Source organism: Bifidobacterium sp. 2450 (assembly GCF_041900695.1).
In the GTDB taxonomy this organism is placed as follows: Bacteria; Actinomycetota; Actinomycetes; order Actinomycetales; family Bifidobacteriaceae; genus Bifidobacterium; species Bifidobacterium longum.
On the sequence record NZ_JBHEEA010000019.1, the window covers coordinates 1 to 18,983 of the forward strand.

At 60.4% G+C, this 18,983-nt stretch carries 15 protein-coding genes and 1 pseudogene; 3 read left to right on the forward strand and 13 right to left on the reverse strand.

What is annotated here, in order from left to right; genetic code table 11:
- Positions 1-54: 54 nt before the first annotated feature.
- From ACEUKI_RS09415 to ACEUKI_RS09425, 3 genes are all read right to left on the reverse strand, one after another.
- A complete protein-coding gene (locus ACEUKI_RS09415) occupies positions 55-1,239 on the reverse strand; it encodes an IS256 family transposase (RefSeq protein WP_131218582.1) in 1,185 nt (394 codons plus the stop codon).
- 79 nt (positions 1,240-1,318) lie between these two features.
- Complete coding sequence (locus ACEUKI_RS09420) at positions 1,319-2,125, reverse strand: hypothetical protein (RefSeq protein ID WP_374156792.1); 807 nt, start codon at positions 2,123-2,125, stop codon at positions 1,319-1,321.
- A gap of 280 nt (positions 2,126-2,405) precedes the next feature.
- Positions 2,406-3,386, reverse strand: coding sequence for a DUF308 domain-containing protein (locus ACEUKI_RS09425; RefSeq protein ID WP_374156793.1), 981 nt, complete (start codon positions 3,384-3,386; stop codon positions 2,406-2,408).
- Positions 3,387-3,562: 176 nt separating this feature from the next.
- Here ACEUKI_RS09425 and ACEUKI_RS09430 point away from each other — a divergent pair, with 176 nt between their 5' ends.
- On the forward strand, positions 3,563-5,737 hold the full coding sequence (locus ACEUKI_RS09430) for a M13 family metallopeptidase (protein WP_374156794.1): 2,175 nt from the start codon (positions 3,563-3,565) through the stop codon (positions 5,735-5,737).
- An 82-nt stretch (positions 5,738-5,819) separates the two neighbouring features.
- Here the strand turns inward: ACEUKI_RS09430 and ACEUKI_RS09435 are convergent, their stop codons facing one another.
- Both ACEUKI_RS09435 and ACEUKI_RS09440 read right to left on the reverse strand, forming a co-directional pair.
- On the reverse strand, positions 5,820-6,557 hold the full coding sequence (locus tag ACEUKI_RS09435) for a single-stranded DNA-binding protein (protein WP_080785981.1): 738 nt from the start codon (positions 6,555-6,557) through the stop codon (positions 5,820-5,822).
- Positions 6,558-6,832: 275 nt separating this feature from the next.
- Entirely contained in the window at positions 6,833-8,647 is a 1,815-nt protein-coding gene (locus ACEUKI_RS09440; RefSeq protein WP_374156795.1) for a proline--tRNA ligase, read from the reverse strand.
- A gap of 120 nt (positions 8,648-8,767) precedes the next feature.
- On the opposite strand from ACEUKI_RS09440, the gene ACEUKI_RS09445 reads away from it, so the two are divergent.
- Positions 8,768-9,394: a hypothetical protein gene (locus ACEUKI_RS09445; protein WP_236838412.1), complete on the forward strand. Its 627-nt coding sequence runs from the start codon at positions 8,768-8,770 to the stop codon at positions 9,392-9,394.
- A gap of 24 nt (positions 9,395-9,418) precedes the next feature.
- On the opposite strand, the gene amrS is transcribed toward ACEUKI_RS09445, so the two are convergent.
- From amrS to ACEUKI_RS09485, 8 genes and pseudogenes are all read right to left on the reverse strand, one after another.
- Positions 9,419-10,588, reverse strand: a complete 1,170-nt coding sequence (gene amrS / locus ACEUKI_RS09450) for an AmmeMemoRadiSam system radical SAM enzyme (protein ID WP_115770583.1) — start codon at positions 10,586-10,588, stop codon at positions 9,419-9,421.
- Complete coding sequence (locus tag ACEUKI_RS09455; protein WP_272897658.1) at positions 10,575-10,712, reverse strand: AMMECR1 domain-containing protein; 138 nt, start codon at positions 10,710-10,712, stop codon at positions 10,575-10,577. The genes amrS and ACEUKI_RS09455 overlap by 14 nt, the downstream gene beginning before the upstream one ends.
- Before the next feature lie 266 nt (positions 10,713-10,978).
- A pseudogene (gene amrB, locus ACEUKI_RS09460) lies at positions 10,979-12,364 on the reverse strand (AmmeMemoRadiSam system protein B); the annotation flags it as partial.
- 49 nt (positions 12,365-12,413) lie between these two features.
- On the reverse strand, positions 12,414-13,832 hold the full coding sequence (locus tag ACEUKI_RS09465; protein WP_115770582.1) for a PIF1 family ATP-dependent DNA helicase: 1,419 nt from the start codon (positions 13,830-13,832) through the stop codon (positions 12,414-12,416).
- A 48-nt stretch (positions 13,833-13,880) separates the two neighbouring features.
- Positions 13,881-14,531, reverse strand: a complete 651-nt coding sequence (orn, locus tag ACEUKI_RS09470) for an oligoribonuclease (protein WP_374156796.1) — start codon at positions 14,529-14,531, stop codon at positions 13,881-13,883.
- 167 nt (positions 14,532-14,698) lie between these two features.
- Positions 14,699-16,252 carry an IMP dehydrogenase gene (gene guaB / locus ACEUKI_RS09475; RefSeq protein WP_115770581.1) on the reverse strand — a complete coding sequence of 518 codons (1,554 nt, stop codon included), beginning with the start codon at positions 16,250-16,252 and terminating at the stop codon, positions 14,699-14,701.
- 52 nt (positions 16,253-16,304) lie between these two features.
- Positions 16,305-17,588 carry an MraY family glycosyltransferase gene (locus tag ACEUKI_RS09480; RefSeq protein WP_144169818.1) on the reverse strand — a complete coding sequence of 428 codons (1,284 nt, stop codon included), beginning with the start codon at positions 17,586-17,588 and terminating at the stop codon, positions 16,305-16,307.
- Entirely contained in the window at positions 17,585-18,259 is a 675-nt protein-coding gene (locus ACEUKI_RS09485) for an L-threonylcarbamoyladenylate synthase (protein WP_007053883.1), read from the reverse strand. The genes ACEUKI_RS09480 and ACEUKI_RS09485 overlap by 4 nt, the downstream gene beginning before the upstream one ends.
- A 174-nt stretch (positions 18,260-18,433) precedes the next feature.
- On the opposite strand from ACEUKI_RS09485, the gene ACEUKI_RS09490 reads away from it, so the two are divergent.
- Entirely contained in the window at positions 18,434-18,886 is a 453-nt protein-coding gene (locus ACEUKI_RS09490; RefSeq protein ID WP_080785971.1) for a sugar O-acetyltransferase, read from the forward strand.
- Positions 18,887-18,983 lie beyond the last annotated feature (97 nt).

Consider the following 18,983-nt stretch of genomic DNA (forward strand, 5'->3'; position numbering starts at 1 on the left):
GGTAGTGCCCGAACTCTTGCGCACTTTGGTCTTCGCCCGTCCCTGTGGCGGTGATCAGTTCGCTGCTGGTACGGTCTCACCGAGCCTTGACATGTCGAGGTAGCGGCGCGTCGACCACTCGTCGGATGTCACGTAGCGGACCCTCGCGCAGACGAGCATCAACGCGCTGCGTCCGTCGGGGAACGAGCCGACCACGCGGGTCCTGCGCCTGATCTCGCGGTTGAGCCGTTCGATCATGTTGTTGGTGCGGATCCGACGCCTATGCTCGCGCGGGTAGTCGTCGAGCAGGTAGGTCGTGGTCTCGCCGATGCCCTCGCGCAGGCATTTGGCGGCCTCCTTGAGTTTCCTGGATTCCATGTCCCGGGCGACGGATTCGGCCTTCTCCAACGCCTTGTCGCGTGATTCCATGGAGAACACGGCCTTCAGTGCGTCGGCCGCCCAGTCGCGGTTCCCGGGGTTGACCCTGGCGAGTATGTTGCGCTCGAAATGCACCATGCACCGCTGGTAGCGGGCATCGGGCAGCAGCTCGCCCGCGGCGGCGACCAGCCCCGCGCACCGATCTCCCGTCACCAGTCTCACGCCCTTGAGGCCTCGTGCGAGCATGCCTTTGATGAATTCGCGCCAGCTTTCCGCGTCCTCCTTCATGCCCTCGGCCACCGAAAGCACCTCGCGCCGCCCGTCCATGCCGACGCCGATGGCCACCAGGATGCTCACGTTCTCCACGGACCCGCCCCAGCACCTTTTGTGCCACACGCCGTCCATGAACAGGTACGGGTAATCCTGTTCGAGGGGCCTGCCCCGCCATGCGTCGATATCCGCATAGACGCGCTTGAGCTTGTCGCTCAGGGTCTGCGAGGGCATGCGGTCGCCCCACAGGAGCCGGCTGACATCATCGACCTGGCGGGTGGAGACGCCGGCCAGGTACATGTCGATCAAGGCCTCCTCGACGCTCTCCTCACGCCGACGGTATCGTTCGATCACGGCCGACTCGAACACCGCGCCCTTGAGTTTCGGCACTTTCAGGCTCATTTTGCCGGCCTTGACGGTCAGGTCGCGCTCGTAGTGGCCGGCCCGGTACGCCTTGCGGTCCCCGCTGCGCTCGTAGCGCGCGGCGCCGGTGATCTCGTCGGCCTCGGCGTCGAGCATCGCGTTCAGGGTCTCCTCGACGCTTTTGCGGACCATCCGGTCCAGGGTGGTTTCCAACATGGCCTGGTCGACCTGTAGAATCTGCTGTGACATGGCTTCGTGCCCTCGTTTCCAATCGCGGTTTTCTAATGTCTGGCGACTGAAAATCGTACACAGGACACGGGCCATGCCCCTATCTCAAGCCCAAACCAAAGTGCGCAAAATCTCGGGCGTTATCAACTTGTCCACACATGAGTCGGAGTGCCCCAATGCCATTGCAAGCCAACGCAACACTTGCGAGCCATAGCCAATATTCATTGGCTGATGCGTTAGCAGACGTAATGGTTTTCAGTCGAGAACGGGTGCCGTCACCAAAGTTGCCGGTCGCTTCATCAGGAGTAAACCCCTCAAGTGCTTGCAACACCTGAATGAGCGCAGTATTCATTTCACGACCATACAGGCCATCAGTCGGAATAATCCCCGTATAGGAGCGATACTGTCTATTAATCTGCTGTTGCGCATTACGAACAGCCACACTGCCACCATAATCGGCAAGCAACACGAACTGTTGCATCGACAATAATGCTCCCATGATTTCGACATCAACACTGGAATCACCGCCAATGCCCATATCAGTCTTAAGCTTTTTAATTGCCGAGCCGGTACCGCTATAGAAATGTTGAGAGATATTGCCGCCAGTTGAATACCCCTTGCACCAGAGCGCTCCTTGGATGATGGAATATACATTCGACTTGGTCCCATCGCCGTCTTTCTGCTGCTGGACACCGTTAGGATACCGCTTCGCAAAAAGACTCCGCGTAGAAGGACCGAAATTATCGGCTGTGGTTTGGATACCTAGCTCAATTTGCAGCGCTCGCGTCAAACCGTAAATCGTTTCCCAACCGGTTTGCCCATTTTCAGAGACAGCGTTGAATCGAGAATCATTCCCATAGGTTTTATTCAGCCACTGCTGTGTTTGCAAAACCATCTGGTCTACCATAATGTCCTCCTTTATAGGATCAGTACCGTTCGGGCGGGAATAATCACCCGCCTTCACTCGTACTGCCGCAGAAGATCAGATTGTTAACCAATCAACATTGACGGCACTCCATCCGTGTCATAAAAAGCGGTGCCCGAAATATCATTTATTATCTGCCTCAACGCTTAATCAACCACTAAGTTCGGCACTCCACTGCGACAATGTACACAGCCGATAAAGCGCCCTTGCAGGAACAATTCCCGACAAGGACGCTTTGGACTCGGCAACGCTTCAGCACACGCTACTTCTTGCGCTTGCCGAAAGTGAACGCGCGAATCACTGAAGTAATCCCCATCACCACCATGGCGCATCCGCCGAAGATAATCATGAATACGGCAGAGCTCAGCGGGCTCATCAGCACCACGAAGCCAGCGATAATCGAGATGACGGCATAGACGATGGCCCAGCCGGAATGCGGGATGCGCCACGATTCAACCAGCGACAGCACGCCTTCCATAATCCATCCGAAACCGACCATCAAAGTAATGAGTAATGCCAGCGTCTGACCGGTCATGCCGTAGTTGCGCACAACCACCACGCCGCCAAAGGTCAGCAGAATACCGACGAACACGTCCAGCACACGCCAGCCGCCCGGCAGACCCGGCTCCACGAGAGCGCTGGCGATGCGCACCACGCCGGAAATCACGAAATACACGCCGAGCAACAATGCGGCCAAAGCCAGCGTCTTGTTCGGCACCAGCAACAGCGCAGCACCCAAGGCGATGGCGGCCACGCCGACCACGCCATAGATCACGCGGATCTTGGTCTTGGCCTTTTCCGGCAGCCATTCCTCGATCAGGCGGAATGGACTGAAATTGCCGACATACCAGTTGGTCTGCTGCCAGCCGGGTTGACTTTGATCGCCCCATGGACCATTCGGCTGCCCGTCCGCTTGGCTATTCGATTGGCCGTCCGCCTGATACCGCCGACCGTCCGGCCCCCATGCCGGCTGGCCGTTCGGGCCATAGTTCGGATTGTAGGCGTACGGGCCGTAGTACGGGTTCTGGTTCGGTCCGCCTTGTGGCTGGCCGTTCTGCGCCTGCTGATTCTGAGTGTCTTGCGCTCCCGGCGCACCTTGCGGAGGATATTGGCCGCCATGATTGCTGCCATACGCGCCATACTGCGGTTGGCCCGGTTGGCCCGCCGGATTCGGCTGGCTCGGCTGGCTCTGGTTGGGCTGACCCGTCTGGCCATTCCACTGGTCCTCGTTCGGATTGCTCATCGTAACTCCTTAGCTCAAGGTCCATATTCAGGTTCCACATACCCTGTTAGGCAAGTTGTCTAATTTGAACCATCACCACAATTAGGTAATCTGTCTAGTTCACTGACAGCGCAATGCCCATAACGCAATATCTGCATCACCAGCGCTTCTCCCCCACCGCGATTAGGCTTAGGGCCATGACCAACGAAACCGAAACGCTGACGTCGGGCATCGACCCGGCATCGTTCTCCTCCGTCATCAAGCCGACCAACGACCTGTTCCGCTACGTGAATGGCCCATGGATCGACACCTACCGCCTACCCGACGATCGTTCGCGCTACGGCTCCTTCGACAAGCTTGCCGAAGACGCCGAAAACCAGGTGCGCGACATCCTCGACGCCGACGACTGCCCGGCCACCAAATCGCAGACTCTGTATCATTCGTTCCTGAACACCGACGCCATCGAGGCCGCCGGCCTTGACCCGATCCGCGACGAGCTTGACCTCATCGACTCTGCCATCGACAAGGCCGCTCTCACGCGCGTGCTCGGCACGATCAACCCAGCCGGCGGCCCCGACCTGTTCGGCTTGGCCGTTTACGGCGACCCGGGCGACCCGGACCGCAACATCGCCCACCTTGAGCAGGCCGGCCTTTGTCTGCCGGATGAAGCCTACTATCGCGAGGATCACTATGCTCCCGTGCGCGAAGCATGCGTGGCGATGGTCGCCACCCAGCTGGTGAACGCCGGATACGCGCCCGCCGCCGAGTCCAACGGTGGCGATGAACTGCCGGCCAACACCGGCGATGACGAGAGCAACGCTCCCGCCACGGTTCCCAGCGAAGCCGCGCTTGATATGGCCCGCCACTTTCTTGCCGTGGAGACCAAGATCGCCGCCAATCATTGGGACAATGTGGCCACGCGCGATTCGGTGAAGACCTACAACCCCACCGATTACGCCGATTTGGCCGCCACGCTGAAGAACTTCGATCTCGGTTCCTGGATCGACGCCTGGCAGACCGCCTATGATGCCACCGAGGCCGCCAAGGCTCAGCCGATCGATTTCAAGTCTGTGTTCGCGCGCGTCATTGTGCACGAGCCGAGCTTCCTCACTGGTCTTGATGCGTTCTGGGCCGAGGCCGATCTGGCCGACCTTAAGCTGTGGGCCCGTGTTCACATGATTCTGGGCTTCGCCTCCTCCCTGTCTCGCGACTTCGACACCACCAACTTTGACTTCTACGGCAAGGTGCTCTCCGGTGCCAAGAAGCAGCGCGATCGTTGGAAGCGCGCGGTGAGCCTGGTCAACGGCATTTGCGGTGAAGATGTGGGCCGCGAATACGTGCGCCTGCACTTCCCCGAAAGCTCGAAGCGCCGCATGGAAGAGCTGGTCGCCAATCTGATTGACGCCTACCGCGTGTCCATCACCAATTCCGATTGGCTGGGCGAAGACACCAAGGCCAAGGCTCTGGAGAAGATCTCCAAGTTCACGCCGAAGATCGGCTACACCAACCACTGGCGCGATTACTCGGCGCTGAGTGTCTCCGCGGATGCGATGCCCGCCGAGAACGCCAAGGCCGCGAACCTGTACGAGACCGGCTACCAGCTGGCCAAGGTCGGCAAGTCGGTCGACAAGGACGAATGGCTGATGAATCCGCAGACGGTGAACGCCTACTACGAGCCAAGCATGAACGTCATTGTGTTCCCGGCCGCGATTCTGCAGCCCCCGTTCTTCGACCCGAAGGCCGAGGATGCGGCGAACTACGGCGGCATCGGCGCAGTGATCGGCCACGAGATCGGCCATGGCTTCGACGATCAGGGTTCGCAGTATGACGGCGACGGCAAGCTCAACAACTGGTGGACCGACGAGGATCGCAAGAACTTCGAGGCCCGTACCGGCGCATTGATCGCCCAGTACAACAGCTTTGTGCCGCTGCAGCTGGCCGAGAAGTACGCTGACGAGCCTGATAAGGCGCCGCACGTGAACGGCGCGCTGACCATCGGCGAGAACATCGGCGATTTGGGCGGCGTGAACATCGCACTCAAGGCGTATGCATTCGCGCTCGGCAAGGCGGCAGGTAAGTCCGATGCCGAAGAAGACGGCTCCCCCGCCGCCATCAAGGCACTGCTCGATACCGCCCCCGAAATGGACGGATTCACCGGCCTGCAGCGCTTCTTCCTGAGCTACGCCTCCATCTGGCGCACCAAGAACCGCGACGAGCTGGCCGAACAGTACCTGCAGATCGACCCGCATTCTCCGGCCGAATTCCGCACCAACGGCATCGCCAGCAACGTGGACCTCTTCTACGATGCCTTTGGCGTGACCGAAGGCGACGCCATGTGGCTCGCGCCCAAGGACCGTGTGCGCATTTGGTAGTCCCCGTTATGTAAAAGAAAACCGCTGTGTTTGCCTCGATTACAGGCGAACACAGCGGTTTTTCATGATGTATGGTTGGCACTCAGAATTCGGAATCACTGGGATTGGAAGATTCAGCGAAACCGTCGACGTGGGTTTGTTGGGCCACGGGCTGTGGTTGATTGGTGCCGGCGTCCGGTTGCGACATGACGGCATCGGCCACGGCCGCGGACCCGGTTGATGGCGACGGCGATTGGCCGGAATCGGAGGTGACCCCAAATTCGACGGGGCCAGATTCCGACGAGGTCGCATACGGGTCAATACCCACACCGGACGCGGCACCGCCCGCGCCATATTGCGTTGGCCTCACGTACGGCGACGATGCTCGTTGTCCGTTTCCGCCATCCATACCTTCGGCGGCACCGTTGGCATTGCCGTTACCGTTGCCACCATTGCCTCCGTTACCATTACCGGCACGCTGTGGCCTGATCAGCGACGTGGTGCCGAAGGTCAGGTCATGCCCAATGTTGGTGGCTTCGAGAACGGTTCTACTGCGCGGTTCGCCTTGCTCATTGGTCCACTGCTCGGTGATGAGTGAGCCGACCACAATGATGCGGTCGCCGCGGCGAACCGAACTGGCGGCGTTCACGGCCAAAGCACGGAACGCTTTGACGCCCACCCATGCAGTTCCGTAATCCTCCCATTGTCTGGTAGTCGGGTTGAGTCGACTGCGAGTGCTGCCCATACGGAATGTCAGCACGCGGAAACTCTCGGTTCCGCCTAGTGTCGGATCACCGGCCACAAAGCCGGTGACGGTCACTGCTGCTTGTTGATTTGCCATGATCGGTCCTTTCCTCGGCCTGCTGGCCTGTTGTTTGGATGTGGACCGCCGGAGCCTGTCTCCGGCTTCATTGCCGGCTTGCACGCCCCAGCGGTACCTCCACTGTGAGGCATGGCATTTGAAGCGCACAAGGGCAACTGGCAAATGTGGATACTGTGACGCAGTTGAAATTTTAAGAATGTGGATAAGTTTCGGTTATCCACAACAAAGCGCCATTCTGCGACTGGGCAGAATGGCGCTTGATGCGATTAACGCCGAGGCTGAGTAAGTGGGACTCAGCTGAGGGCGGCGAAGCGCTCGGCGAGCGCGTCGGCGGCTTCGGCGGCGGGCACGGCGACCTTGTTTTCGCCGTTGCGGTCGCGCAGTTCGATGGTGCCGTCGTTGACGTAATCGCGGCCGACCACGGCGACCAGCGGCACGCCGATCAGCTCGGCATCCTTGAACTTGACGCCCGGAGACACCCTCTTGCGGTCATCGTAAATAACCTCAAGGCCCTTGGCTTCAAGCTCGGCGACCAGCTTCTCGGCACCTTCAAACGCCGCAGCGTCCTTGCCGGTGGCCACCACGTGCACGGCAGCCGGGGCAATCACGGACGGCCAAGCCAAGCCGGCTTCGTCGTGGTGTGTTTCGGCGATGCAGGCCAGCACGCGGGAAACACCGATGCCATAGCAGCCCATCCACACCGGCACGGCCTTGCCGTTCTGGTCGAGAACCTTCAGGTCCAGTGCCTTGGAGTACTTGAGACCCAGCTGGAACACCTGGCCGATTTCCACACCACGCTCGAAGCTCAACGGACCGGAACCATCCGGGCTCATGTCGCCGTGGCGAACCTCAACGGCTTCCACCACGCCGTCGGCCTTGAAGTCACGGCCGTACACCAGGTTGTAGTAGTCGACCTCGTTCTCATCGGCACCAGTGAACCAAGCGGAACCCTTGACCACGTGCGCATCGACCAGGTAGCGAACCGGGTTCTTCACGCCAGCAGCCTCGGCCTGCGGGCCAAGCACCATCGGTCCGATGTAGCCGGGCACCAGTTCGGGGTGCTGCTTCAGGTCTTCCTCAGTGGCTTCCTCAAGTTCGGCGGGCGCGAACTGGGCTTCCAGTCGCTTCATATCCACCGTACGGTCGCCGGGCACGCCGACGACAATCACTTCACGCCACGGCTCGTCATGCTCTTCATCCTCAGGGTGCTTGACGGTAATCACCACGTTCTTGAGGATGTCGGAAGCCTGCCATTCACGGCCATCAGTACGCGGGTGGTCGGCGTTGGCACGCTCGATCATGTTGTCGATGGTCTTGGCATCCGGGGTGGCTTCCTTGGAAGCGGCGGGAGTGGCGGAAGCATCGATTTCCGGCAGCTCCGGAGTGCTCAGGGCCTCAACATTCCATGCCTTGCCGGAAGGTGCCAGCGCGAAGGTATCTTCGCCGATCGGCATCGGAGCCAGGAACTCCTCGGATGCGGAGCCGCCCATCGGGCCGGACATGGCGAACACAGGTACGTACTTCAGATCAAGACGCTGGAAGATGCGCTCGTAGGCGCCGCGCTCGTCATAGTAGGCCTTGCGCATGCCTTCTTCATCGATGGTGAAGGAGTAGGCGTCCTTCATGATGAATTCGCGGCCACGGATCAGGCCGGCGCGCGGGCGGAACTCGTCGCGGTACTTGGTCTGAATCTGGTACAGGGTGACGGGCAGGTCCTTGTAAGAGGAGTACATGTCCTTGACCAGAAGGGTGAACATCTCCTCGTGGGTGGGGGCCAGCAGGTAATCGGCCTCGTGGCGATCCTTCAAACGGAAGATGTTATCGCCGTACTCCTCCCAGCGATGGGTGGCCTCGTAGGGTTCGCGCGGCAGCAGGGCCGGGAAGTGCACTTCCTGGGCGCCGATGCCGTTGATCTCCTCGCGGATGATGGCCTCGATCTTGTTCAGCACGCGCAGACCGAGCGGCAGCCAGGTCCAGATACCGGGTGCGGCCTTGCGAATATAGCCGGCGCGCTGCAGCAGCTTGGCCGAATCGACATCGGCATCAGCGGGGTCCTCGCGCAGGGTGCGCAGGAACATGGTTGACATACGAAGGGTATTGGAAGTCATAGGTTTAAAGATATTCGCGTGAACCGACAAGCCCGCCTGCTATTCGCACTATTCCGTCCTTCATCTTGGCATTCGGACTCACTCGTGCAACAATGACGGCTAGAAGGGTAGGAGGGCACGATGACGCAGCCAACCGAGCAACAGGGGAATCAGCCGGAATCCGCGGAGCAACCGGTGTATCAACCGGCCCCAGCATGGGCCCCGCAATTTTCTGCTGCAGCCCCGCAATTCCCAACGGCAGTTCCGCAACAACCGGTATCGCAACAGCCAATGGCCATGCCACCATTTGCGCAATCGCCTATGTCGGTCCCGGAACAAGCGGCCTACCCGCATCAACCGCAACAACCGGGCCCGGTCTATGCTTCTCCCTACCCCTACCCGAATCGGGCAATGGCCCAGCCGAACCAACCATCAGTCGCGCAAGAGCGATTCGGGCGTTCGTCGGGCCGGCTGACCGCATCACAGGTTATTGAGACATGCGCCACCATTCTTGCCGGCGTAATACTCCTCGGTCTTGCATGGACCAACCCGCAACCGTATGCCCCGGTGGATCTTATCGCCGGCCTGTCCGGAGCGGCCGCGCTGATTGTGAGTGTGCGTTTGCCGCAAGTACGCCCGATGCTGCGTAGCTGGCCGGCATTGTGGCTTGCTTTGAGCGGCATCATTCTGATTGTGTCAGCCGCGCGCTATGAGGCGAGCCTCAAATCGATGAGGACGATCGCCGCGCGTATTGGCGATCTGCGGTGAATCGCGCGGGCGACCTGAGGCAGATTACCAACGTCCGGCGATAGCAGTCCTGCATACGGGGCAGTGCCCATTGCCACCGTATCCGGCAGATAAACGATTGGCAATGATTCGATACCAATCGCGTTCCACGAGCTTGGCCCGGCATTCAGGGTTTGGGCAATACGTGGTATCGCCTTCACGATCATGCACGTTGCCGGTGTACACATAATTGAGTTCCTCTTCGAGGGCGATGTCTCGGGCGCGGATCAGAGTCTCGTGCGGGGTGGGAGGTACGTCCATCATGCGGTAACTGGGGTGGAATGCGGAGAAGTGCAGCGGCACGTCCGGGCCCAAGTGCTCGCGTATCCATGTACATTCAGCATGCAGCTGGGCGTCGTCATCGTTGAGTCCAGGGATGAGTAGCGTGGTGAGCTCCACCCACACGTGTTCGCCTTCTGGTGTGCGTGCCTCGTTGACCGCATAATCGATGGTCTCGAGCACATCGGCCAGATGCGTGCCGGTCACCTTCCAATAAAATTCTTCGGTGAAGCCTTTGAGATCGATGTTGGCGACGTCCATGGCGGCGTAGAAGTCAGGCCGGGCTTCGGCGCTCATGTATCCGGCAGTCACGGCGATGGGATGAATGCCGAGCGCTCGGCAGGCTTCGGCCGTGTCGATGGCATATTCGGCGAACACGATCGGATCGTTATAGGTGAACGCCACCGAGTCGATGCCCCGGTCGGCCGCGACCTGCGCGATTTTCTCCGGACTGGCTTCCACGCCGAGCCGGTCGAAACTGCGGGCTTTGGCAATATCCCAATTCTGGCAGAATCGGCAACCGGAATTGCAGCCAGCCGTGCCGAAACTCAGCACGCTGGAACCGGGGTGGAAGTGGTTGAGCGGCTTCTTTTCCACTGGGTCCACGGCGAAGCCGGAGCTGCGGCCGTAGGTGTCGGAGACGATGAGGCCGTCATGGTTCGAGCGCACGAAACAGAAGCCGCGTTGGCCGGGCTTGAGGACGCAGCGGCGCGGGCATAGTTCGCAGCGAGCGCGGTTGGTACCGTCGTGGAATTGCGTTTGCCAGCGGCCTATGGCGGGATTATGGGCGTGCGCGGCTGCCGCATGACCGTACGATTCCCGATGACCACCCTCCGGCGCTTCGCGCCACCTCCTGCCAGCGGGAGGAGATATAGTTGCTGCGTTAGTGCTCGGCATAGGCGGTCACCTCGTAGCGTTGACAGTCGATTTCGCCATCGTTCCAGTCGTAGGACGGGCGGATACCGGCTTTGGCGAGCAGATGAGCGACGAAATCGTGCGGATCGGGCAGCTCATCCCACACTTGTGGCAGGAATGTGGCGCCGCGGCCACGAGGTCGGCGAGAATCAGACCGTCTTTGCCGGGGCGTAATACTTCCTCAAGTTCAGTGCGCGAACGTACCGGGCGTTCGACGTTGCTGCCGTCCCGTTTGACGGCGTCGGTCTGAGGTCCGGATTGCAGCGATGCCAGAGTCGCGGTCTTCGAGCCGGTACCGCGCGAATCGGCGTCACAGGAGTTCACGGTAATCGGCTCGGGCTCACCCAAGACGGATACCTCCACGTTGAGCAACGGGTATTCCGCGGCGGTGACCGGGTTGAAACGTGGGTCGCGGGTGGCGGCATCCACTGCGTGCTCGGCCACGTCCTTGCCGAGCGAGCGGTGGGCGACCAGCGAACCAATGCACCCGCGTAGCCGGCCACCCTCGGTCAGGGTGACGAAACAGGCACCGGACTCGTTCAGCCATGGGTTTGCGGCAAGAATGGACGCGGTCGAATCAGCGGTGGTCGGATGCTCGATATGCAACCGTTCCCGGATAGCGGCACGGGCAAGTTTCAGCAGCACCTCACCGTGGGATGGCGTACCCGATGTGCCTAAGTCATCTGCACCGGCTAGAGCACCTGCTTCCGGCTTGGATTCCCACGCGGCAAACGAGACATATCCCACTACCGGCTCGTCGGCGTCACGCATTGCGGGGCGAGGTTGGCCGGCGAGCGCCACCACGCCGTCGTCGCCGGAAGTGGAACAGCCGAGCTCGAAGAGCTTCATGTCCTTGCGGCCTTTTAACACATCCAGAAGGCCGTTGATCGGGTATGCGCCACAGGCCCGGCGAGGGTGAATCGGCAGATGCAAAGCCGCAATGTCCGCAATGGTCTGGTCATCCAACGCGCGGGCGACTTCGTGCGGATGATAGTGCGAGAGATCCGAACTAATCACGATGACGGTTTCCGGGCCACCCCACAAAGCACGCAACACATCACCCACCTCTTGTGGCGTGGCATCGCACGCATTCAACGGCACGATAGTGAGGTCTGGGCCGAGCGCGGTTTGCAGGAACGGAATCTGCACTTCTACCGCATGTTCTTGTGCGTGGGTTGGGCCATTGACGATCATTGCGGGAGCCGGCGCGCCCGGACGGGCATGTGTACCGGAGCTCAATGGCTCATTGACAGACAGGCCCAGAGCCTTACGCTCGGCTGCAATGTCTACCGGCACAGTGCCCAGCGGCGTTTCAAACGCCGCTGCCGTGGAACAGGCGACGCCTCGCACGGCCACGCGGTGAGTCGGCCCTACGATTACCGCGCGAGTCACACTCCCCCGCCCACGCTCCAAGAGCGCGTAAGCGAGCGCAGCTGCCGTGCCGGAATATATGTATCCGGCGTGCGGCACTATTACCGCCCTCGGCACCCCCGCTGGAAGTGTGGGCTCCATATGTTGCAGAAGTTCCCGTCCATAATCCAGCTGATGGTTAATGAGTTGTTTGAGCGCGGTGCGGTCAGCCGGATAAAACGAACCGGCCACCGCTGGCGGACGTATTGCGCCAGTGATTTTGCCGCTGCCGTCTGCCGCGCTTGCTGCATCTGACGCACTAGCCACACTGACCGTATCGATTTGCACACCGGCTCGGGCGGCCTCGCGAACCTCATTGTTTCCACGAAATATCTCGGATAGCACCATAACTACCACCTCTTATTCCATGGTAGCCGCTACGGAGCGCTTCTAAAGATCAGAATAACGCCTCTTGGGCGAAGTCATCATCGGGATTGGCACCGAATTCGTCCGGCTCAGCAGGTTTGAACGCGCTTGCACCTTCATCGGCCAACTGGTCTGAGGCCGCGGCCGAGGCTTCGCGCAGGTCGCCGTCGAGCACCACAGCATCGGGCGAGACGAGGAACATGCGTTCGTTGACGCCGGCTAAATAGAGGCCGCCCAACGATTCGACTCGGGACAGCGCCACATATCCCATGCCCGGCGCGAAGGTGCGCTTCAGGTCCATGACCGCACGGTCAAGCGTCATGCCTTGCGACTTGTGGATGGTGATGCCCCACGCGCAGCGCAACGGCACCTGGGAGACGGAGGCGAGCACGGTGTCGCCGTCCATCATCTCCCATGTGGCCTGTTTCATGGTGACGATATTGCCGTTCTCGAATTCCACGATCGGCCAGCCGCCCTTGTTCTCCTGTGCGAAGCCACGCACGGTGCCGAGCGAGCCGTTGACGTACTGGCGATCGGTGTCGTTGCGCAGGGCCATGACAGCCGCGCCTTCCTTGAGTACCAGTCGCTCGGGGGCCAGCATGTTCTTCTTGAGTCGGTCGACCAGGTTGGCAGGGCCTGCTGTCTCGGCGTGGAACTCGTGCGGCTCAAGCATAATCTGGTTCAGGCGCATGTCGTTGAGATTGTCGGCCTGCCGGTTCACCGGGAACAGGTGGACGGCGACCTGGCCGGGCTCGGGCAGTTTGCCCAGACGAGTGACGAGCACGTCACGGTCGGACTGGGTCACGTCGCCTTCGCGAATGTCGGTGAGCACGGTCAGCAGTTCGCCGGTATCCTGACGGTGCTGTTCGGTCAGATAGCAGATCACCGGGTTGAGTTCGGGCCATACCAGCGATTCGGTGATGAAGCCTTCGGGGTTCTTACCGGCTTTGGCGTAACGTTCACGGGAAGAGACAAACTCCGGTGTCGGCGCAATCACATCATTGTTGCGCCCGGACACCGAAACCGGCGGTAGCTGGAAAAAGTCGCCGGACAAGACAACCTGGATGCCACCGAACGGGCGTGGATCACGGCGTACTTCGCGGCAGACTTGGTCGACCATGTCAAACAGCCATGCGTGCAGCATGGAGACCTCGTCGATGACGAGGATGTCCGTAGCCTGAATCTTGCGTTTGCGCCGGGATTTGATGAGTTTGAGCAGGCTGGCGCTCAGGGCGGTGGCCACGCCGACGCCGCTCCACGAATGGATGGTTTGGCCGTTGATATGCGTGGAGGCGATGCCTGTGGACGCGGTGACTGCCACACTGGCGCCGTCGGCCCGAGCCTGGCGGATGAACTCGTTCAAGACATAGGTCTTACCGGCACCGGGCGCACCGGTCAGAAACACGTTCGCGCCGGCGTTCAGAATGGCCAGGGCTTCGGTTTGGCGCATATCAACCTCTCTAGACTCCCCTCAGGGAGGGGAGCCAAGTACGGCGGACTACTTATTGAGGATGCTGGTGGCTACGATGTCGGCAGCGATGGCCTTGGATGCGGCATCGTCCGGACCGGGAATGGGAGCCATAAACGCCTTACGGTAGTAGCGCAGCTCATCCAAGGATTCGATGATGTCGGCGAGGGCACGGTGACCGCCGTTCTTTGGCGGGCGGTTCTCGTAGACGGCCGGGTACCAGCGGCGGGCGAGCTCCTTGAATGTGCTCACATCCACGCTGCGATAATGCAGGTGGTTCATGAGGTTCGGCATGTAATGGTCGAGGAACTTCTTATCGGAGCCGATGGTGTTGCCGGCCAGCAGCGGGCGCACGCCTTCCGGCGTGAAGCGCAGCACGTATTCGGTGACCTTCTGCTCGGCCTCGGCCAGGCTCAGGCCATTCTCCCACTCGTTGATCAAACCAGAACGGGTGTGCATCTGGCGCACGAAGTCGTTCATATGGTCCACAGCCTTCTGACTCGGCTTGATAACGAAATCCACACCTTCATCCAGCACATTCAAATCGAAATCAGTGGGCACTACAGACACTTCGACCAGTTCGTCACCGCCGAAGATATCCAAGCCCGTCATTTCGCAGTCAATCCAAATCAGGCGCGAATCCTTTGCGCTGTAAGTTTCTGCATCATGGCTGTCGACCATGGTAAGCCTCTTTTCGTCATGTCACCCGTTATTACAAGAACAGTTCAGACTATACCCCAGCGCATACAAGCTATCTCGAGCCACATACGCGAAAAGGGCCTGCATAAGCAGACCCTTTTCACAAGGAATCAATCCCTAACTAGCGCAAACTAGCGGGCATCAACCGATCAGTTGTTGTGGAAGCCGGAGTAGTTCGGGGCTTCGGCGGTCATCACGATATCGTGCGGGTGCGATTCGCGCAGACCGGCATCGGTGATGCGGATGAACTTGCCACGCTCCGGCATCTCGGCGATGTTGTGGGCGCCGATGTAGAACATGGACTGGTGCAGGCCACCGAGCATCTGGTAGAGCACGGCGTTCAGCGGGCCGCGGTACGGCACTTCGCCTTCCACGCCTTCCGGCACGACCTTGTCGCTGGAGGTCACGTCGGCCTGGAAGTAGCGGTCCTTGGAGTAGGACTTCTTGCCGCGCGGGGCCATGGCACCGAGGGAGCCCATGCCACGGTACAGCTTGTACTGCTTGCCGTGCAGGAGCACCTTCTCGCCCGGGGCTTCCTCACAGCCGGCGAGCGTGCCGCCGAGCATCACGGAGGAGGCGCCGGCCACGAGGGCCTTGGCGATGTCACCGGAGTAGTGGATGCCACCGTCGGCGATGCAGGGGATGCCAGCCGCACGGCAGGCCTGGGCGGCCTCGTACACGGCGGTGAGCTGCGGGACACCGACACCGGCAACGATACGGGTGGTGCAGATGGAGCCGGGGCCAATACCGACCTTGACGGCGTCCGCGCCAGCCTCAATCATGGCCTGAGCACCGGAACGGGTGCCGACGTTGCCGCCGATGATCTGCACGCCGTCGAAGGCGGAGTCGTGCTTCAGGCGGGAAATCATGTCGAGTGCCAGACGGGCCTCACCGTTGGCGGTGTCGACCACGAGCACGTCCACGCCAGCCTCCATCAGAGCGGAGGCACGCTGCCAGGCGTCGCCGAGGAAGCCGACGCCGGCGGCCACGCGCAGACGACCCTGCTCATCCTTGGTGGCGTCCGGGTACTGCTCGGTCTTGACGAAGTCCTTGACGGTGATCAGGCCGGTCAGGTGGCCTTCCTCGTCAACGAGCGGCAGCTTCTCAACCTTGTGCTGGGCGAGCAGACGGTGAGCGTCGTCCTTGGAAATGTTGGACGGGCCAGTGACCAGGTTCTCCTTGGTCATGACATCCTTAACCTTCAGGGTGTCGTAATCCTCGGAGGCGATGAAGCGCATATCACGGTTGGTGATGATGCCGACGAGCTCGTTTTCCTTGTCCACAACCGGCAGACCGGAGATGTGGAACTTGCCGCACAGCTTGTCGAGGTCGGCCAGCGTGACCTCGGGGTTGACGGTCAGCGGGTCGGTGATCATACCGGACTCGGAACGCTTGACCACATCGACCTGAGCGGCCTGGTCGTCGATGGACAGATTGCGGTGCAGCACACCGATACCACCGTTACGAGCCATGGCGATGGCCATCTCGGACTCGGTCACGGTATCCATGGCAGCGGAGAGGACCGGGGCCTTCATCACGATCTTACGGGTCAGATGAGTGCTGGTGTCCACTTCGGAGGGAATGACATCCGTCTCGTTCGGCAGCAGCAACACATCATCATAAGCAAGGCCGAGCTTGGCGAAAATCGGAGGAAGGGGAGCATACGCCGATTGGGCGTTCAATTCATCGAGGTTTGTAGCCATATAAACACTATATGAACACGCGCTGACCTTCACGACACACGCTTGTGAGCGCTCACTTATCCGCTGCCGGGTCCTGCACCTCACCCGTCTGCGAGTCCCGCGAATCCGCAGGCGAATCAGTCATCGAATCCGCTGCCTGAGAGCCAATCGAATCCCGGCTCTCCCCTACTGCAGACTGCGATTTAGGCACTGCATGCTGCGCGTTTTTACGTGCGGATTCGAGCGTCAGGTTCTCGGCTTGGATCTCGGGAATACGATGCCGCAGATAGGGGTACATCGTGGCTATGGTCAGCACCACCACGGCGATGGCCATGCCCACGGCCGCATGCTGCGCTTTGAAGAACAGAATCGTCAGCGAACCGAATGCGATCAGCGCGGCCCATCCCCACAGGATCAGCACGGAGCCACGCACCGAATGCCCGATCTTCAGCATGCGATGGTGCAGGTGCATACGGTCCGGATGCATGGGCGACTGGCCTTTGGCCAAACGCCGCACAATCGCCAGACACATGTCGAGCACAGGCAGGAACAACACCAGAATCGGCAGCAGAATCGGCATGAACACCGGCAGATAGATGCTGGCATGAATCGAGGCCGGGTCAAGACGTCCGGTCATCACAATCGAAGCGCAGGTGATGAGATAGCCAAGCAGCATCGAACCGGAATCACCCATGAACAGTTTGGCGGGATGCCAATTATGCAGCAGGAAGCCCACGCAGATACCCACCATCATCACGTCGATCAGCGTGGCCAACGAAGCATAACTCGGGGAAGACCGGGCGATGATATACGAATAGGCGGCAAACGCTATGCCACCAATCGCCACGATACCGGCCGCCAGACCATCGAGGCCATCAACGAAATTGACCGCGTTAATCGAGGCGACGATCAGGAATGCGGTGATCGCCATGGACAGACTCGGCGAGGCGGTAATCAGCGAACCGCCCAAAGGCAGTGAGATGATCTGCAATCCGCCCCAAGCCACGAATACGGAAATCAGCAGCTGACCGGCAAGTTTCAGCATCCAATCGAGATCCCACAGGTCATCGGCCATGCCCAGCAGACTGATCATGATGCCGCCGGCAAGAATCACCCACATCTGGTAATTGCCGTTGAACAATCCCGAGAGAAAAGGCAGCCGACCGGCGAATACGGTAGCCACGGCAAAACCGATCAGCATGCCAAGGCCACCCATGCGCGGCGTGGGAATGGTGTGCACGTCTCGGGCACGCACCTCGCCAACCGCACCGATTTCGATGGCGACGTGGCGAATCAGCGGAGTCACCAGCCAGGTGACGCCACCGGCGATGGCGGCAATCAGTAGGTAGATTCTCATGCGCCGAGTCCCCCGCCGTTGAGGTGGAGGGCCTTGCGAATCACGTTTTGGGCGATGACGCCTTCACGCAGGATCTCGATGCCGTCGCGCGCGTACGGATCGGCTTTGACGACGGTGCTGGAGACATGGCCTTGGGTAGGGCCGCCGTCCAGATACAGGTCGACTTCGCTGCCGAACGCGTCAACCGCCTCCTGGACGGTCTGTGCGCTTTCGTCGCCGGAACGGTTGGCGCTGGACGCGGCCAGCGGGCCAGTCGCCTTGAGAATCGCGAGGCACAGCGCCGAATTCGGGATGCGGATGCCTTGCGTGCCGGGGCGACCATCGGCGGTGTCGGCCAAAGTCTCCAACGTGCAGTCGGGCCGGGCTACGGCAATCGGCGAGAACGCGCCAGGCAGAAACGCCGCCGACAAACGATTCAGTGGAGACGGCAGGTCGAGACCGAGCTCATCAAGCTGGTCGGTGGATGCGAGCAGTACCTGCAACGCCTTATAGCGCGGGCGACGCTTGAGCCGGTAGATACGGTCGATAGCGGCCTTATTACGCGGATCGCACGCCACTCCATATACCGTATCCGTTGGAATGACGACCAATCCACCATCCCGGATGACACGCGCCGCCTGTGCCAGCGATTCATCCGTGACTTTCAGCGTTGTTCCGCCCTCCACGCTCACGCCACCTCCGTTCGCCTGTGTATTCACAATCTACCATTGCACCATTGCGCCCCGACTTGCATAGTTCATCATCGCTCGTTTGCCGTACTGTCGTTTTCCGATTCGCCCCATACGCACAGACCGTAGATACAATGAGTTCATCCATGCTCTTTCGCGAAATTACAGGAGTGTTCAATGAGCGAAATCCATGCTGAATCCACCACCATGCCTCCCGTCGAACTGCGTATGCCGCGCGCCAGCGAGCGCGTGTTCGCCAACTTCAACTTCACTGTGCTGGATTGTTGCCCGGTGACGATTGGCGACGACGTGCTGTTCGGCCCGAACGTTTCGCTGCTGCCACCGATGCATCCGTTGCGTTGGCAGGATCGTAACGTGAGGCAGGCACCTGATGGTTCCGCATACGACTACGAGTATGGCAAGCCGATTGTCATCGGCTCGAACTGCTGGTTCGGCGGCAATGTGACGGTAATCGGCGGCGTGACGATCGGCGAGGGTTGCGTGATCGGTGCCGGCTCGGTGGTGACGCGCGATATTCCGCCGCACACCGTGGCCGTGGGCAATCCGGCCCGTCCGATTCGCGAGATTACGGATAAGGATGCTTCCGCGCTACAGTATTACGCACAGTGATATATGAATGCTCCCGCTGGCGAGCTGTCAGCGGAGCCGACTGAGAGTGGTTGCCGGAAATCTCCGATAACCACCCTCAGCCTCACTTCGTGAGGTA

Bases quoted from the DNA above. Each gene is read 5' to 3' on its own strand.
- ACEUKI_RS09415 (WP_131218582.1), bottom strand. From the start codon at position 1,239: ATGTCACAGCAGATTCTACAGGTCGACCAGGCCATGTTGGAAACCACC.
- ACEUKI_RS09420 (WP_374156792.1), bottom strand. From the start codon at position 2,125: ATGGTAGACCAGATGGTTTTGCAAACACAGCAGTGGCTGAATAAAACC.
- ACEUKI_RS09425 (WP_374156793.1), bottom strand. From the start codon at position 3,386: ATGAGCAATCCGAACGAGGACCAGTGGAATGGCCAGACGGGTCAGCCC.
- ACEUKI_RS09430 (WP_374156794.1), top strand. From the start codon at position 3,563: ATGACCAACGAAACCGAAACGCTGACGTCGGGCATCGACCCGGCATCG.
- ACEUKI_RS09435 (WP_080785981.1), bottom strand. From the start codon at position 6,557: ATGGCAAATCAACAAGCAGCAGTGACCGTCACCGGCTTTGTGGCCGGT.
- ACEUKI_RS09440 (WP_374156795.1), bottom strand. From the start codon at position 8,647: ATGACTTCCAATACCCTTCGTATGTCAACCATGTTCCTGCGCACCCTG.
- ACEUKI_RS09445 (WP_236838412.1), top strand. From the start codon at position 8,768: ATGACGCAGCCAACCGAGCAACAGGGGAATCAGCCGGAATCCGCGGAG.
- amrS (WP_115770583.1), bottom strand. From the start codon at position 10,588: ATGCCGAGCACTAACGCAGCAACTATATCTCCTCCCGCTGGCAGGAGG.
- ACEUKI_RS09465 (WP_115770582.1), bottom strand. From the start codon at position 13,832: ATGCGCCAAACCGAAGCCCTGGCCATTCTGAACGCCGGCGCGAACGTG.
- orn (WP_374156796.1), bottom strand. From the start codon at position 14,531: ATGGTCGACAGCCATGATGCAGAAACTTACAGCGCAAAGGATTCGCGC.
- guaB (WP_115770581.1), bottom strand. From the start codon at position 16,252: ATGGCTACAAACCTCGATGAATTGAACGCCCAATCGGCGTATGCTCCC.
- ACEUKI_RS09480 (WP_144169818.1), bottom strand. From the start codon at position 17,588: ATGAGAATCTACCTACTGATTGCCGCCATCGCCGGTGGCGTCACCTGG.
- ACEUKI_RS09490 (WP_080785971.1), top strand. From the start codon at position 18,434: ATGAGCGAAATCCATGCTGAATCCACCACCATGCCTCCCGTCGAACTG.